Below are 14165 nucleotides of genomic sequence, written 5' to 3'. Positions count from 1 at the left end.
CAGCTCAGATTGACAGAAAAGAGTTTAAAAAAGTAGCGGCCTCACTCGGAGGCCCCTTTCTCTTTGGTGAGCTTTTTAACGGCTTCTCCCGCCTCTGCAAAGCTCTTGAAGAGCTTGAGCATCTCCATCGGGAGCGGCAGGACGATAACGTTGCTCTTGTCGCTGGCCACGTCGCTTATTGTCTGAAGGGTTCTAAGCTGGAGGGCCATTGGGTGCTCGCTGATGATCTCAGCGGCCTCTCTAAGCTTCTCTGCCGCCTGTCTCTCTGCCTCTGCCAGCGTTATCCTCGCCCTCCTCTCACGCTCGGCCTCGGCCTGCTTAGCCATCGCCCTCTGCATTCCAGCTGGCAGTTCAACGTCCTTTATCTCGACGGTAGAGACTTTAATTCCCCAGGGATCGGTTGCCTCGTCGATGATCTTCTGAAGCTCCATGTTGAGCTTCTCCCTTTCGCTCAGGAGCTCATCGAGGTGGGCCTGACCTATAACGCTCCTCAGCGTTGTCTGTGCTATCTGGCTGGTCGCCATTATGTAGTTGGCCACCTGCGTAACGGCCTTGACTGGATCGACTACGCGGAAGTACACTACCGCGTTCACCTTGACCGGAACGTTATCTTTCGTTATGGTCTCCTGAACCGGAACGTCGAGGACGCGGGTGCGCAGGTCAACTATGTACGCCTTTTCGAAGATAGGTATGATGAAGAACAGTCCCGGCCCCCTTGCTCCAACTACCCTACCGAGCCTGAAGATCACTGCCCTTTCATATTCCTTCACTATCTTTATCGCGCTTGCCAGAATCGTCAAAACAAAAAGCAAAACTATTCCCAAAACAATCGTTCCTATGCCTGCCATACATCACACCTCCTTTCCTTCATCGGGGCTGGCCCCCTCCTTTACGACTATGAGAGTCAATCCCCTCATTCCAACGACCCGGACGTTTTCCCCGACCTTTATCGGTTCCCGGGTTTTGCTCTCGGCCTTCCAGAGTTCGCCCCTGATCTTTATCATTCCCTCGGGATTGAGCTCCTGAACCACCTTCCCGACCTCGCCTATCATCTCCTCTTTTCCGGTTTGGGCTTTTCTTCTTCTGTCCCTCACGACCGCAGCAACTCCGAAGGCGAAGAACAGGCCGAGAAGGAGCGTGATGACTATTATGATGATCCTTAGGGTCGAGAAAGTTGAGGTCTGAATGAGGTACTCGTTGCCGCCCCCGAAGAGCAGGATTCCCCCTATGACCATCGTTACAACCCCCGCCACCGTGAAGAGGCCGAAAGTTGGAGTCAGAGCCTCCGCTATGAAGAATATTATCGAGAGGAATACCAGAATCAAGCCTGCCGCGTTGTAGCCGAAGTAGCCGAGACCTATGAGGCCGAGCACTAGGAGTATCGCCCCGACTGTTTCCGGAACGTGCCATCCCGGCGTTAGGAAGCCGAATATGAGGCCGAGGATTCCTATGTTTATGAGAACGTACGCTACGGTCGGATCCGAGATGTAGCGCACCACCTCGTCCTTGAAGGACGGCTCGAGCGTCACGATCTTAACGTCCGTGAAGTTGAGAGTAACGTAGCCCCTTCCCTTGACCGGGATCTTGGTCTTCATCCCGTTCGCCTTTTTGAGGAGATCGTTAACGTCGTAGGCAGTAATTTCGATGACGTGGGCCTTCATGGCCTCCTCCGGCGTCAGGCTGAGATCCTCCGTTATGAACTTCTCTGCCGCGGTCATGTTCCTCCCGCTGGCTTCGGCGAGGCTCTTGATGTATGCAATGTAGAAGTTCCGGATCTTCTCCGGAGCCTTTACTATGCTTCCGTTGGCTGAGTAGCCCATGATGGGTTCGCAGGCGCCGATGCTGGTCGATGGGGCCATCGCTACAAGATGGGATCCGAGGGCGATGTAGGTTCCGGCTGAGGCTGCTATCGCTCCTGGGGGATAGACGTAGATGATAACCGGAACGGTGGATTCCTTTATCCTCTGGATTATCTCCTGCATAGCCTCCCCGCTTCCTCCTGGGGTGTCGATCTCTATTATGAGGGCCTCTGCGTTTCCCCTCTCCGCGGCGTCTATGTACCTGGAGAACTGGTCGGCGGAATAGCTCGTTATAACTCCCTCGAACTTGGCCACGTAGACCTTTTTCTCGCTTCCGCCGGCTGAGACCAGGGAAGAAGATGCCAGCAGGAGAAGCATGACTAGGAGGATGAGGGGGCCCTTAACCTTTCCCATTCTTACCGCCTGTACCCTGTATACTCCTAAGAGTTTAAAAGGTTTGCACTATTTAAGTTTGCACCGTCCGGAAAATCGTTTTATATACCCTGTGCCAACTGTTAACGGTGCCGGGTCGTGGGGAACTTAAAGGCTCTCTCGAAGGCATACGCCGTGGCCAGGGGTGACCGAAAACTGGAGCTGGCCAGGGAGCTGGTTCGAGTAGCATCTAAGCATTCCCTCGCCGAACCGTTCTGGGAGAAGGTTAGAGAGCTGGGCCTCAAGCCGGGTTTTGTGAAGGACGCCCTCCACCTCCTGGAGGAGAAAGGGGAGGTTAGGATAAAGCGCTCTGTGGATGGGAGAAACCTCTACGTTCTCACGCTGAGGGAGATCAGAAGGAATCCCGTCAGGCTCGATAGGTGGATTAACCTTCGATCCTCTTCAGGAGGGCGAACTGACGCTCGTCCCAGGAGGCGGGGTCGGTGATCAAATAGAGCCTTCCCCCGCTCATGAGGATGTAATCCCTGAGCGTGTGGAGGAACTTCAGAAAGCTCTCGAACCCGTTGTAGACTGCCAGGTACTCGGGGCACTCCAGGACTACAGCTTTGTTGGGATTCTCCCTGAGCCTCTCCAGTATCTCGTGAAGGAGCTTCGGGAGCTCCCGGGGGCCGATGAAGCCGGGGACGGTGCTCACCAGAATGACGTCCCAACCCGGAGGGTCTCTCTCGCCCGGCCTCGTAATCAAAAGGGCGTCCCTCTCTGGAACGGCCTCCCGGGAGCCCACTATGTTGAAGTACCCAAAGTGGGGGGTGGGGGAACTCGGTGAGCCTGAGGTCTCAAACTGAGCTTGGGCCAGCATTGAGAGTATCGCCTTGACTGGGGTCATGCTTCCACCGTAAGAACCGACGGTGAGCGAATATAAGTACCTTTTTTGTAAGTGGTTATGTAGGTGCATATGCAGCCCTCGGATTCCTGGACTGGTCATCACGGCTCAGCCGGTTGATCCATCGTCATCGGGCATTAAGAGTAGGAAAGATGGGATTAAAATAAGTTGTTACCAGATATTTCAATCAAGGGATGTTTTGTTCATATTCAACAGCTTATCAATAGTTCCAATGCCTAAATACTTTCTAAGCTCTCTCTCCAATGTTATAACATTGATGTCATGTTTAGTGAGGGGTGTTAAATCATAATTGTTTTTGTTGAAAAGAAAGATCAAATAGAGAACAGGCAGTTTTTTGTATGCATCTCTTATAGCCATCTTTTTTCTCTCTAACTGTTGTACTATCGACTCAAACTCTTCTTTGTGGACATCAAACTTACATTCAAAAACATGGGGTCTCCCTATCTCATCGATTGCCAATACGTCTATTTCTTCTCCTCGGACCTTAGCGCGCCATTTTACGTTTTTCAGAGTTTTGATGGGTAGTTCCTCAGAATTTATTAGAAGATAGACAATGAGCTCCGGGAGTAATCCTCTGCATACAGATAGGGCTTCTTCTGTTCCTTTAAGCAGATTTTCACAACTTAAGACCTTCTTTTTCAGTTCTTCTATTTGAAGATGCTCCTTTGAAACTTCACGTATCGATTCATCAACTAGATACTTTCTAAAAATCATTTCAGGCACAATAATTTCGTCGATTTTCAGCATTTGATGATACTTCTTAATTACCTCTTCTACAGAATAATACCAAGAACCTCCTGTACCTGAAAAATCAGTCCCCACGTCATAAAAAACAATCCAGCCGGGATGAGAGTAAAGTTCTCCGAAGGCCTCTACCAAGAGAGCGTATGATATCCTATGACCAATCAATTTATCTTCAAAATATTCTCTGTGTTTTATTCGTAGGACTCGAGTAGGATCCTTAATCCCATGCTCTTTCTTAAATTCACAAATACCTGAAAGAAGGTATATAAGCGCAGCTGCTCCATTAAATGTACCACCAGCTCCAGAGCTAAGAACATCCAAGGGATACCATAGAAATTTTACATTTAAATACTTCTTCCAATCTTCATAGTTCATAGTTTTATCTGGATTATTGCTAAGACTCATGAAATTGGGCTCAGGGAATGGTGTGGAATAGAACTTTTTAAGGATCTCTCGGGGGTTACATTTACAATGCAGTTCAAATATCTCTCCATTAGAGGGACTAATTCGGATCCCGTACTCTTTTTCAAGCTTCCTAACAAGATGCATATTCAAAATTCCAAAAAAACGATCTAGGCTTTTCCATTTTATATAACGCTCAAATTCAGTCTGCCTTATTTTAAACTCCTCTTCTGGTAGCCATCCACCTAATTCTCTTAATACTTCCTTTCCAAACACTTTATCTGCAATATGCATTTCATTTAGATGTGGAATCCTCAGAAATTGTTCCTTATCGAGTATTGAATACCACAAATATTGGAGGGTATAAACATAGCCTTGAAAAACTGAGACCAAGTAATTTTTGTTATTCCTGTAATATTTACTTGTAGTTGGGATCAGAATATCAATGTATGCTTTGGGATGACCCATTTGGGAATCTACATATCTAACAAGAGCATCGTCCATAGCCCACAAACGGTATAGTTGGTCCCGAGTAAATGGAGACTTCGGTGTTATACAACATTCAAGCACTTTAAAAAATCTCGACAGGACGTTTTTTCGGAAGTATTTTAACCTTTTCTCAAGAGATTCCCAATTTTTGGCCAATAGCACCTTTTCTAAGTTCTTATACCACAAGTTTTTAAGAAAAACAACATATTCCGAGCTGTTAGGGATTTCATCTAAATAAACACCTCGGGTCCAAGCTCTCATGAAAATTTCATCGTTTCCATTGAACCAAGGATAAGAGTCCAAGTCTTCGATAAGAGCTCTAAATCCTACATCAAAAAAGAACTTATATCCAAGAAAAATATTGTCAGCAAGACTTTGATTGTTCTCTAGGTTTATCCCATGAAACTTGCTTAACCAAGCCTTGTACTGTTCCAAATCACTTACAATCCAAAGTATATTCGTAGTAGAAGCAACCCAAGATATACTCATGGACATTGCCTCCATTGAACTGCTCATGACAGTACAAGATAAAAGTTTCTAAAAAACAAGAAGAATACTGGAATTAAAACAGCTCCTCGAGCTTCACGTCGATCTTGTCCGGGTTGAACGGGAGGACGTGTCTCGTGGTCTTTGGAGAGTAAACCTCTCCGCGCTTGACGAGCTCCATAACTTCTTCCTTGGTCGGGGCCTTCCTGATGAAGACGTAGTCGATCTCGCCCTTGCCCATGTCCTCTCTAGCATCTTCCTTGAGACCGTAGTAGATGAGCTCAATCCTGCCTTCAACGCTCATTTCGTCGAGGACCTTGCTGACCTTCTTCTGCTCGTCGAGGCCGCCGGGTATGGCGAAGCTCTTCTCGCCGACGAGTGCGAAGGCTATCTCACCCCTCTCGGCCTTCTCCTCGGCCTCTGGATCCTCGATGACCTCGAGGCCTTCTTTCCTGAGCCTCTCGATGACCTCGTTGAGGTCGCCCTTGAACGCAGGATACCAGGTGTAAACTTTCACATCGTCGCTGAAGTAGTCGAGAATAACTGATGGAGCCCTCTTGGCGCCGAGCTTCTGAAGGCCGGCCCAGCGGTGGTGGCCGTCAACTATGAGGTAGGTGTCCTCTCCCGGAACCTTCGCGAGGAGCATAGGCTTCCAGAAGATCCCGGAGCCGGTAACGCTCTCGATAAAAGCTTCAAGCTCCTTCTGAACGAGCTGCTCGTGAGGCTTCATCTTGTCGAGCTCGATAAAAACGTAATCAACCTTCTTCGTGGGTATGTCGTACTTCGGAACCTTTTCGACTCCCATCTTTAACCCTCCGCAACCTTAAACCTGCAGACGGATATCGAAACGAGGGGATAAAAGACTTTCCATCGAGGACATGCGTTCATTTGGCAACATTAACGTCCTTGTTTGGGCATTTTGGTAAATGTTAAAACGCTGGAATTGTAAGTATGGTCCAATGAGGAACGTCGCTGATTTACCCCTCCACGGCGGGCATGTCCCACATTGGCTCGCACAAAGGATGAGGAAACTAACGCGCTTAGTCCTCCTTCTCGCGGTGGATGAGTACGGCACGAAGGGTCTTCTGGAGAGGCTCTCCGACCCTATCTGGTTCCAGGCACTCAACAACGTTATAGGCATGGATTGGGACTCCTCTGGCTCTACTACCGTAACCGCTGGAATGATAAAGGACGCCCTCTGGAGGGAGGAGCTCGGTGTTAAAGCGGCCGGCGGGAAGGGGAAGAAGAGCAGGGCAACTCCAGAGGAGCTGAGGAGAATAGCAGGACTCTACGACCTAGACCCCGAGCCCTACGTGAGGACTTCCCGGCTCGTTGCGAAGGTTGACACGGTAGCACTCCAGACTGGCTACCAGCTCTACCATCACGTCTTCTTTCTGGATGAAGAGGGCAACTGGGCGGTTATACAGCAGGGTATGAACGAAAGGGAGAGGATGGCAAGGCGTTTCCACTGGTTTGATGCCGAGACATTCACGCTCGACCCCCACAAGGCCATCGCCGGTCTGCAGAGGGAGTTCGCCCTCAACACCGTCTCGAAGGAAGCGAAGGAGTTCCAGAGGACGCTCCTCGACGTGGTACAGGAAAAGCCAACTAAAATCGAGAGGGAGCTTGAAAGCCTGAGGGCAATAGCAAAGGGCTACCGGCCGCTGGTGTACTACAAGCCGAGGGAGCCGTGGGAGAAGGATGTGATAGAGCGCTACGAGAGCCTCGGGAGGTTCGAGCTCAATAAACGGGCCTTAGAGTTCGCGAGAGAGCTGAGCGTTTCTAACTACGAGGAGTTTCTGCTTTTGAAGGGCCTCGGGCCAAGCACGCTCAGGGCGCTCTCGCTGGTTCTTGAGCTGGTCTACGACGTTCATCCGAGCTGGAAGGACCCGGTAACTCACCCGCCTGATCCGTTCAAGTTCTCCTACGCCGTGGGAGGGAAGGACGGGGTGCCCTTCCCGATAGATAAACCCGCCTACGACGAGCTTATTTCTTTCCTTGAGGAGCTCGTATCAAAGCACCCCCAAGAAAAGGCCCTTGTGAGGAACGTGACGAAAATAACAAAGAACTGGAAGTTCCCGGAGGGGGAGAAAAGGCCTACCTAGCCCGCAGGCAAACCATACTCCCATGCGGCACTCCCAGCTCCCTCGCTATTGGCCTGCACTTGGCCTTGAGCAGGTAGAAGACCCTCTTGTCCTTTATCTCACTCAGCGTCTCGAAGTTGCCCTGACCCTTGGCTATTATCACGTCGGCGCTCTCAAAGACGGCCTTGAAATCCTCTGAAACCCCCTCGAGCGGAACCCCTACGATCCTCGTGCCCGTTGAGATAACCTCTCCAAGCTCCTCAAAGCCGGCATTCTTCAGGTCTTCAACGGTTGCATCGTTTATTATCGGACCTTCTTTGCCGGCTATGTAGATTTTAAGGTGTGGAAATTCCTCTTTGATCCTCCTTATGAAGAGCCTGTCGAAGTATATTTCTCCACAGTTGTCCGTGAGGTATAGGAGGGTCTCCGCGTTTTTGATGGCTTCAAAGAGCTCCTCCGAGTGGTCGACGTGGAGATCCTCGTTTAGCATTGCCCTAACGTCCTCCTCGATCCTCTCTGGAGAATAGCCGACCGCAAAGTCTATCACGTTTCCGATGATGGCGAGCTTTAGGGCCGTTTTGAGGCTTATCCCCTCCTTTTCAAGGTCTTTCACGACCTTTTCCGCGAGCCTGTTGGAGAGCTTCTTGTACTCCCTGAAGGGGTCATCGTTGTTTATCGCTCTATAAACGCCGAGGAAGACCTCACTTCCGAAGACGGCTGGAACGGAGTTTTCGTTGATGTTCGCCATCAGCTTTGCGGCCTCAATTACCCCTTTCTTCCTCAGCTCGGGATCGTCAGTTCCCATCTCAACTATCCTCTGACACTGGTTGGCGGCGCAGGAGAAGCACTCGTAGTGGATTTTCATTCCCACCACCGGGGGAGCTGGGAGACGCGGCTTTTTAACTTCAGCGGTAGTTGGCTTATCGTTGTGTTGATTTCTAGTTAAGTTGCCCTCATTTCTCGTCTTTGGATGCCTTGTTAAGGGCAACGGCTTTGGAATGAAAAATAGCGAGTAGACCCTTAAAGATCTTGAATTTTTAGAAGAGTACGTTATTTTCCGCCATCCGTTGAGGACGGTTGAACGACAGTGAAAGCGGCGCTGAAGCTTTTAGGAAAAGCTTCACCAAAAGCTTGAATGTTCTTGTGAGATTGGTCGATAATGGAGGATTCTATTATTAAATGAGCAGAGGAGTGCGGGTTTTCTTTCTTTTTAACGCCCTTTGGGGGTTATAGTGTGATTAAACCTCGTTAAAACTTCCAATTGGAGCGGGAGAATCACTGAAAACCCGGAAGTATGAGAAGGGCATTCACTAAGAGAATGCTCCGGAAGATACAGTTAAGAATTTTCCGCCAGCGCTTTGCGGAGCAAAGGGCTGAATGGTGCGGTGGCCGGGATTTGAACCCGGGTCACCGGCTTGGAAGGCCGGTGTCCTAGACCAGGCTAGACTACCACCGCGCTGCCATTCAAGAACGTGGTGGGGCGAGGGGGATTTGAACCCCCGACACCCGGATCTTCAGTCCGGCGCTCTCCCAGGCTGAGCTACCGCCCCACGTCCAAAGATAAAAGGCCGGAGCTAATTTATAAATCTTGCGGTGTCTTCTGAGGGTTTTACTATTGTCAGGAACATGTAAATACAACATGGAAAAGTTTTTTAATCACAACATCCATTCCAGCCTACACAGATGTGCCAACCGAATAAGAGTGGTGATGAAAATGTGGTCATCTCGTGTCTTTTCCCTCTTTTTCATTGGTTTACTTGTGGTCTCCTTGAGTTTGGTTACTCAAAGTGCTCACTACGGAGTCGCGGTGAACAAAAGCGAGGCTGATCACCCTAAGGCGATGTATAGTATAGGCACGAGCCTTGTGGAGTGGAACGGGAGTGGATATCTCCTAGGAAGTATTGGCTACCATGCTTTAATAACTAACGTGAGTGTGATAGGCCGAACACAGGAGAGATGTGTAATAAAAATAGAATACTTAATAACTCGGGCATATGGGAGGAATGTTACCGTAAACATGACCTTGGAGAAGACGTTTACTGTTGACAGGAATACAAACTCTTTTGTCCTTAACAACAATACAGCGTTCTTCCCATTTTATGTTTGTGATGATCAGTTTAAGTACACTTATCACTTCAATGAAAAAGCAGTTGTTAAAAAAGATGCCGATGAAGTTCTGTGGAAAAACGTTCCATATAACGGCTCTCTCGCTGATATGGCTTTTGGTCCCTCTTATTCGGTGAAGGGGAGGGACACTGTGATCTACTCTTGTTCTGAGGTGAATGCAACTGTGATGAAATGCATACGTTTTGATTCTCAGGTGGTTCCTATAATCGATGCGGATTTTTACCACCATTATGTCATTGGAGTTCATGCCATTTATCCCGGTGATCCCCTCGGGATTTTGAACGGCTCCGTGGAAGTTTTTGGGGGCATTGTCAAGTCAGAAAAAACGGCAAGGCTGCTCGGAGCCCGGGTCGGGAGTAGGTTTGATGAGGATAACCCGACAGGGTACTTGGCCGGTGCCCTCATCTTAGTGATAGCCGGAATAATCCTGTGGAGAGTGAGGAGATGAAGTGGCTCGGAAGCAGGCTGAGGGAGGATTCCGGTGTTATCCTCCTTATAATCCTTACCCCTTCGATTGTGTACCTCTTAATGTGGAATAAGATAACCTCCTACTCTCCCAGCGGACTCGCCTCATTTGAGAAGATCGTACCCTGCAATCTTTCCCAGGATCTTCTGTCTCGGTTCTCCTCGGACTCGGCTTTATTATTTTCAAAGCTCTCGGAAGTCCAGCTGAAGGCGTTTTCGGAGACCCTCCAATGGGGTCTTTTGGCAGTGTTCTTTCTAACGGGAACTTTCGCTGTTTACACCTTCGGCAGGGCACTCTCAAGCGGGGACATAGTCAACGTGGTAGTGCTGGCCGGGTCAAGGGGAAGGGCCCTGATTGAATACTCAAAGGTTCTTATTGTTTACTCGGCGTATCTTTCCGTCGTTCTTGCTCCCCTCCTGAAGTTCATGTTCAGCACATACACCGTTGATCCGGGCACGAGGGGGGTGGCGGCTCTAGTGGTAGTGCTCTTCAGTGCCGCACTGTGGGGTGTGGCCGTGGCAATGTTCGCCCTTTCACTCCTTCGCGACCACGCCTCCGCGATCCTTGCCCTTGTAGGGGTTGTTCTACTGTCAATGACAGAGAAAAATGTGGGACAGCTTTTCATGCCCTACAACAACGTCTTTTTCTGGATATTCTTGGACTTCAAAACCCGTCTGTCTCCCTATGCTCTCTCTGGAACGATTTTGTTGCCCCTCCTTCTTATTGGAGCATATGTGGTCTTTGAAAGGAGGGATTTGGGATGAGAATGGGTCTATTTAAGATATTTTTGATCTCATACGCACTCCTTTCTCTGGTGTTTGTCCTCACGTACAGTTCGAGTTTGGAGGGTGTTTCAAGGGAGTGGGAACCTGTAAACCTCCATATCCCGGATCAGTGCAGGGCCATAGGAGAAAGCATCCCCTTAGACACGTCGGGGCTCTATAAGGTAGAATTTACACCCAGGGGTGAGGTGGTAACTGCAGACGGGATCCTAAAAGAGCCTGGAGAAGTGCACGTTGTCTTAAGGGGGGTTTACTTTGATTACATCGGGCCAATAGACAAAGACGTTTACGTAAGGATTGAACCTGAGATAGGGCAGGGCACTGTTGTGAAGTTCCTCCTTCTCGGTCTCGTCGGAGGTGTTGCCGTTGCGTCAGCTTTTAGAGGTCTCGGACTTGAGTAAAACCTACGGACGGGAAAAAAGCGCTGTTAAAGCCCTCGACAGCGTTACCTTCACACTTACGGAGGGCATCTCGTACATACTTGGCCCAAACGGTAGTGGGAAGAGCACCCTCATAAAGATCATTGCCAAGCTCATAAGGTCGGACTCCGGCGAGGTGAGGATAGAGGGAAAGCCTCTCCCCGAATATCCCCTTCAGAAGGCTGGCTTCGCCTTTGAGAGGCCCGTGCTCCACCCGAGGCTTAAGGTTGGGGAGTATTTAATGGAGGTCGCTGAGTACAGGGGGGAAGACAACACGGAGGATTTAATTGAACTCTTTGGCCTGGAATCCGTAAGAAAAAGGCGGTTTGGAGAGCTTTCAATGGGTTACAAGAGGCGCTTCCTCGTTGCCGTGGCCTTCGCAGGGTATCCGCGTGTGGTGTTTCTAGACGAGCCCTTCAGCAACGTGGACATCATTGCCAAGACTGAGATAATGGAGGGAATACAGACCGTTCAGAAGGAGCGCGGCATAAGCGTTGTTGTAGTCTCCCACGTCTTCGACAATCTCCCAAAAATAGACTCCCTCGTGGTTCTCTACGGAGGAAAGGTCATAGCCAACCCAGTGGGGAAAGCGGTTAAGCTTCTCAAAAAGGTCCGTTTCATCTTTGAGGACGAAACCGTGGAGAACGATCTCACAAGGGCCGTCGAGCTGATTAGAAAAGGTAAAGACCCCAGGGAAGTTGAGTGCGCTGGCATCGAGGAGTCAATAATCGAACTGCTGAGAGAGGGGTCTAAATCTTAGGCTCCACTGCATAAACCGTCCTGTCCTCTCCAAGGGCCTCCATCAGTCCGCGGTGGCGCCTCACGCAACTCTCGCACTCGCCGCAGTGAATCGGCTTTCCGTCCTCGGTGAAGCCCTTCGGCATGTAGCAGGAGTTGGAGTACTCGTACTTAGCGTTCAGCTCCTTCAAAAGCCTTGCAATGCCCTTTTTGTCCAGATCTATGAGCGGTGCAACGACCTTCACCTCGGCCATCGTGCCGTACCTGAGCATCTCGTTCATCTTTTCGACGAATTCCGGAGTGTTGTCTGGAAAAGTGGCCCCTTCCTCGGCGTTGAAGCCGACTATTATGTCTCCACCACCCAGCGCATCGAGGAGCGAGGCAGCAGCGCTTATGAGGACGACGTTTCTAGCTGGAACCCAGACGCTCTTGGCGGTTTTCTGCGCAACGTCCATGTCCTCAAGCTCTTCTCCGGTAACCTTCGGAGTCTCCCCGCCGACGAGCGTCGTTCCTCTCAACTTGGAGAACTCCTCGAGGAAGTCCAGTTTGACTATCTTGAGAGGGACGTTTAACTCCTTAGAAAAGAACTCTGCCACCCTGTTAGTTACCCTCTCCTCGTTGCTACCATAATTGGCCGTGAGCATTATGACCTCATCGTAGTTCTTCTTCGCCCAGTAAAGGCAGGCAGTACTGTCAAGCCCCCCGCTGAAGAGAACTACCGCGCGCTTCATTCTTCTACCTCCGGGAGCAGTTTAATGCCGAGTTTTCGGGCCCTCTTTCTAAGCTTTTTGTCATAGGTCGCTAGGGCTCCGGTTTCTTTTGCTATTGCCAGTATCACGGAGTCATTATAATGTTTCAGGTTGAGGTCTCCAAAGAGGCCAAAAGCTTGGAGGAGATACTTTCTGTCATCGACAATGGTAACCCGCTCATTTAGGAGGATTCTTGAGACGGTTTTCTCTGCTTCTTTAGGCGAAACTCCAGCCACTGCTAGGTTCCAGATAAGCTCGTACACGACGATAGCTGGCAACACAGCTTTATCAAGGGAGTTTATTAGTCCTCTTGCCTCTTCGTATCTTTTGGAGCTGGGATTAATGGAGTAGAGGACAACGTTCGTGTCAATGACGGCTACTCTTCCCATTTGGAAGCCTCCATGAGTGCTTTTCTAGTGTTTACTTCTATCTCCTTTGGGGTGAAGTCTCTTCCAAGGTCGAGAGTTGGCCACTCAAGTTGGGCCTTTCTAATCACTATCTCGTCTCCCCTGAGTTCGACATCAAGGTACTCCCCTTCCTTTATCTCAAGAACCCTTCTTATCTCAGCCGGAATCGTTATCTGGTAGTTGCGGGTAACCTTCGTCAGAGGCATAGTAGTTCACCATAGTATAGTAGGCTTTTCTACTAGATAACTCTTTCGCTCACTCCAGCGCCAGACCTACTATCTCTCCCACGCTCGAAAAGCCCTCTCCCTTAAGGTAGCGTTCTATCCCCTCGCTTATCTCCCTGAAGACCTTCCAGCCGCCGAGAGAGACAGCGGTTCCAATCTGTAAAGCTGAGGCACCGGCCAAAAGGAACTCAACCGCGTCCTGCCAGGTTGTTATTCCCCCGATACCAATTACGGGAATGTCAAGGGTTTTCGCAAGGTCGTAAACTGCCCTCAAAGCTACGGGCTTAACACCCGGTCCGGAGTAGCCTCCGACTCTATTGCTCAGTATTGGCTTTCTGGCGTAGACGTCTATGGCGATTGCCTTCAGCGTGTTTATGGCCGAGACCGCATCGGCACCAGCTTTCTCAGCTGCTAAACCGAGTTTGGTTATGTCGTCGATGTTTGGTGTGAGCTTGGCTATGACAGGCCTGTCGGTAGCATCTTTGACGGCCTTGACGACCTCATATACGTTCTCTGGCTTTTGGCCTATCTCCATGCCGTAGCCCTTAGCGTGCGGACAGGATAGGTTGAGCTCGAATGCATCAGCAACACCGCTCAGCTTCTCCGCGAGAAAGGCGAACTCCTCAGGCGTTCCACCAAATATGGACACGATGACCGGGAAGTCGAAAGTGTGACCTTCAACCATCTCAATGAAGCGCTTCCAGCCCGGATTCGGTAGGCCCATCGCGTTTATCAGGCCGTAGGGGAGTTCTACTATCGTGGGGTTGTCGTAGCCCTTCCTCGGTTCGATTCCAATTGATTTAGTCACTACTCCGCCCGCACCTTCCTCGTGGGCCCTTATCCACTGCTCGGGGGTCTTGTCGTTTATCCCGGATGCCAAAATGAGCGGGTTCTCGAACTTGATTCCGAAAAGCTCGACCTTAAGGCTCGCCATATGAACACCTCTGGAGCA

The 14165-nt window shown here is 50.0% G+C and carries 16 protein-coding genes and 2 tRNA genes; 6 read left to right on the top strand and 12 right to left on the bottom strand.

Annotation, left to right across the window (positions count from 1 at the left end; translation table 11 throughout):
* Positions 1 to 41 precede the first annotated feature (41 nt).
* Together A3L09_RS00485 and A3L09_RS00480 are read right to left on the bottom strand one after the other, a co-directional pair.
* Positions 42 to 848, bottom strand: a complete 807-nt coding sequence (locus A3L09_RS00485; protein ID WP_088857109.1) for a slipin family protein — start codon at positions 846 to 848, stop codon at positions 42 to 44.
* Between the two features lie 3 nt (positions 849 to 851).
* The gene (locus tag A3L09_RS00480; RefSeq protein WP_088857108.1) at positions 852 to 2213 is read right to left on the bottom strand and encodes an NfeD family protein; all 1362 of its coding nucleotides are present in this window, start codon (positions 2211 to 2213) and stop codon (positions 852 to 854) included.
* Between the two features lie 117 nt (positions 2214 to 2330).
* On the opposite strand from A3L09_RS00480, the gene A3L09_RS00475 reads away from it, so the two are divergent.
* The gene (locus A3L09_RS00475; RefSeq protein ID WP_088857107.1) at positions 2331 to 2678 is read left to right on the top strand and encodes a hypothetical protein; all 348 of its coding nucleotides are present in this window, start codon (positions 2331 to 2333) and stop codon (positions 2676 to 2678) included.
* Here the strand turns inward: A3L09_RS00475 and A3L09_RS00470 are convergent.
* The 3 genes from A3L09_RS00470 to serK all read right to left on the bottom strand — a co-directional run bounded on the left by A3L09_RS00470 (position 2617) and on the right by serK (position 6022).
* Entirely contained in the window at positions 2617 to 3078 is a 462-nt protein-coding gene (locus A3L09_RS00470; protein WP_232473547.1) for a DUF835 domain-containing protein, read from the bottom strand. The genes A3L09_RS00475 and A3L09_RS00470 overlap by 62 nt on opposite strands.
* 180 nt (positions 3079 to 3258) lie before the next feature.
* A complete protein-coding gene (locus A3L09_RS00465; RefSeq protein WP_157727164.1) occupies positions 3259 to 5235 on the bottom strand; it encodes a hypothetical protein in 1977 nt (658 codons plus the stop codon).
* A 58-nt stretch (positions 5236 to 5293) separates the two neighbouring features.
* Positions 5294 to 6022, bottom strand: a complete 729-nt coding sequence (gene serK / locus A3L09_RS00460) for an L-serine kinase SerK (RefSeq protein ID WP_088857104.1) — start codon at positions 6020 to 6022, stop codon at positions 5294 to 5296.
* 154 nt (positions 6023 to 6176) lie between these two features.
* Between serK and A3L09_RS00455 the strand changes: the two genes are divergently transcribed.
* Positions 6177 to 7322 carry a DUF763 domain-containing protein gene (locus A3L09_RS00455; RefSeq protein ID WP_088857103.1) on the top strand — a complete coding sequence of 382 codons (1146 nt, stop codon included), beginning with the start codon at positions 6177 to 6179 and terminating at the stop codon, positions 7320 to 7322.
* On the opposite strand, the gene A3L09_RS00450 is transcribed toward A3L09_RS00455, so the two are convergent.
* From A3L09_RS00450 to A3L09_RS00440, 3 genes are all read right to left on the bottom strand, one after another.
* Complete coding sequence (locus tag A3L09_RS00450) at positions 7315 to 8166, bottom strand: damage-control phosphatase (protein WP_088857102.1); 852 nt, start codon at positions 8164 to 8166, stop codon at positions 7315 to 7317. The two genes, A3L09_RS00455 and A3L09_RS00450, sit on opposite strands and share 8 nt — an antisense overlap.
* 513 nt (positions 8167 to 8679) lie before the next feature.
* Positions 8680 to 8757 (bottom strand) — tRNA-Gly (locus A3L09_RS00445).
* Positions 8758 to 8774: 17 nt separating this feature from the next.
* Positions 8775 to 8851: transfer RNA gene (locus A3L09_RS00440), tRNA-Phe, on the bottom strand.
* Between the two features lie 158 nt (positions 8852 to 9009).
* On the opposite strand from A3L09_RS00440, the gene A3L09_RS00435 reads away from it, so the two are divergent.
* From A3L09_RS00435 to A3L09_RS00420, 4 genes are read left to right on the top strand one after another with little or no spacing between them, the layout of a single operon-like run.
* Positions 9010 to 9876 carry a hypothetical protein gene (locus A3L09_RS00435; protein WP_157727163.1) on the top strand — a complete coding sequence of 289 codons (867 nt, stop codon included), beginning with the start codon at positions 9010 to 9012 and terminating at the stop codon, positions 9874 to 9876.
* Entirely contained in the window at positions 9873 to 10658 is a 786-nt protein-coding gene (locus A3L09_RS00430; RefSeq protein ID WP_088857100.1) for a hypothetical protein, read from the top strand. Before A3L09_RS00435 ends, A3L09_RS00430 begins: the two co-directional genes overlap by 4 nt.
* Positions 10655 to 11077 carry a hypothetical protein gene (locus A3L09_RS00425; protein ID WP_088857099.1) on the top strand — a complete coding sequence of 141 codons (423 nt, stop codon included), beginning with the start codon at positions 10655 to 10657 and terminating at the stop codon, positions 11075 to 11077. The genes A3L09_RS00430 and A3L09_RS00425 overlap by 4 nt, the downstream gene beginning before the upstream one ends.
* On the top strand, positions 11043 to 11855 hold the full coding sequence (locus A3L09_RS00420; protein WP_232473546.1) for an ABC transporter ATP-binding protein: 813 nt from the start codon (positions 11043 to 11045) through the stop codon (positions 11853 to 11855). The genes A3L09_RS00425 and A3L09_RS00420 overlap by 35 nt, the downstream gene beginning before the upstream one ends.
* On the opposite strand, the gene queC is transcribed toward A3L09_RS00420, so the two are convergent.
* Genes queC through A3L09_RS00400 form a run of 4 tightly spaced genes read right to left on the bottom strand, consistent with a single transcriptional unit; the run spans position 11845 to position 14147 of the window.
* The gene (queC, locus tag A3L09_RS00415) at positions 11845 to 12564 is read right to left on the bottom strand and encodes a 7-cyano-7-deazaguanine synthase QueC (RefSeq protein ID WP_088857097.1); all 720 of its coding nucleotides are present in this window, start codon (positions 12562 to 12564) and stop codon (positions 11845 to 11847) included. The genes A3L09_RS00420 and queC overlap by 11 nt on opposite strands.
* Positions 12561 to 12971, bottom strand: a complete 411-nt coding sequence (locus A3L09_RS00410; protein WP_088857096.1) for a PIN domain-containing protein — start codon at positions 12969 to 12971, stop codon at positions 12561 to 12563. Before A3L09_RS00410 ends, queC begins: the two co-directional genes overlap by 4 nt.
* Entirely contained in the window at positions 12959 to 13195 is a 237-nt protein-coding gene (locus tag A3L09_RS00405; protein ID WP_088857095.1) for an AbrB/MazE/SpoVT family DNA-binding domain-containing protein, read from the bottom strand. The genes A3L09_RS00410 and A3L09_RS00405 overlap by 13 nt, the downstream gene beginning before the upstream one ends.
* Positions 13196 to 13244: 49 nt before the next feature.
* Positions 13245 to 14147, bottom strand: coding sequence for a dihydroorotate dehydrogenase (locus A3L09_RS00400; RefSeq protein ID WP_088857094.1), 903 nt, complete (start codon positions 14145 to 14147; stop codon positions 13245 to 13247).
* Between the last annotated feature and the right edge of the window lie 18 nt (positions 14148 to 14165).

The organism is Thermococcus profundus (genome assembly GCF_002214585.1).
Classification (GTDB): Archaea; Methanobacteriota_B; Thermococci; order Thermococcales; family Thermococcaceae; genus Thermococcus; species Thermococcus profundus.
The sequence above is the reverse complement of the archived record's forward strand: the minus strand, read 5'-3'. Positions and strand labels throughout refer to the sequence as shown.

Excerpts from the sequence above, each read along its gene's own strand:
- A3L09_RS00430 (WP_088857100.1), top strand. The coding sequence starts at position 9,873 with ATGAAGTGGCTCGGAAGCAGGCTGAGGGAGGATTCCGGTGTTATCCTC.
- serK (WP_088857104.1), bottom strand. The coding sequence starts at position 6,022 with ATGGGAGTCGAAAAGGTTCCGAAGTACGACATACCCACGAAGAAGGTT.
- A3L09_RS00435 (WP_157727163.1), top strand. The coding sequence starts at position 9,010 with ATGAAAATGTGGTCATCTCGTGTCTTTTCCCTCTTTTTCATTGGTTTA.
- A3L09_RS00410 (WP_088857096.1), bottom strand. The coding sequence starts at position 12,971 with ATGGGAAGAGTAGCCGTCATTGACACGAACGTTGTCCTCTACTCCATT.
- A3L09_RS00455 (WP_088857103.1), top strand. The coding sequence starts at position 6,177 with ATGAGGAACGTCGCTGATTTACCCCTCCACGGCGGGCATGTCCCACAT.
- A3L09_RS00425 (WP_088857099.1), top strand. The coding sequence starts at position 10,655 with ATGAGAATGGGTCTATTTAAGATATTTTTGATCTCATACGCACTCCTT.
- A3L09_RS00470 (WP_232473547.1), bottom strand. The coding sequence starts at position 3,078 with ATGACCCCAGTCAAGGCGATACTCTCAATGCTGGCCCAAGCTCAGTTT.
- A3L09_RS00480 (WP_088857108.1), bottom strand. The coding sequence starts at position 2,213 with ATGGGAAAGGTTAAGGGCCCCCTCATCCTCCTAGTCATGCTTCTCCTG.
- A3L09_RS00400 (WP_088857094.1), bottom strand. The coding sequence starts at position 14,147 with ATGGCGAGCCTTAAGGTCGAGCTTTTCGGAATCAAGTTCGAGAACCCG.
- A3L09_RS00465 (WP_157727164.1), bottom strand. The coding sequence starts at position 5,235 with ATGGAGGCAATGTCCATGAGTATATCTTGGGTTGCTTCTACTACGAAT.
- A3L09_RS00485 (WP_088857109.1), bottom strand. The coding sequence starts at position 848 with ATGGCAGGCATAGGAACGATTGTTTTGGGAATAGTTTTGCTTTTTGTT.
- A3L09_RS00450 (WP_088857102.1), bottom strand. The coding sequence starts at position 8,166 with ATGAAAATCCACTACGAGTGCTTCTCCTGCGCCGCCAACCAGTGTCAG.
- A3L09_RS00405 (WP_088857095.1), bottom strand. The coding sequence starts at position 13,195 with ATGCCTCTGACGAAGGTTACCCGCAACTACCAGATAACGATTCCGGCT.
- queC (WP_088857097.1), bottom strand. The coding sequence starts at position 12,564 with ATGAAGCGCGCGGTAGTTCTCTTCAGCGGGGGGCTTGACAGTACTGCC.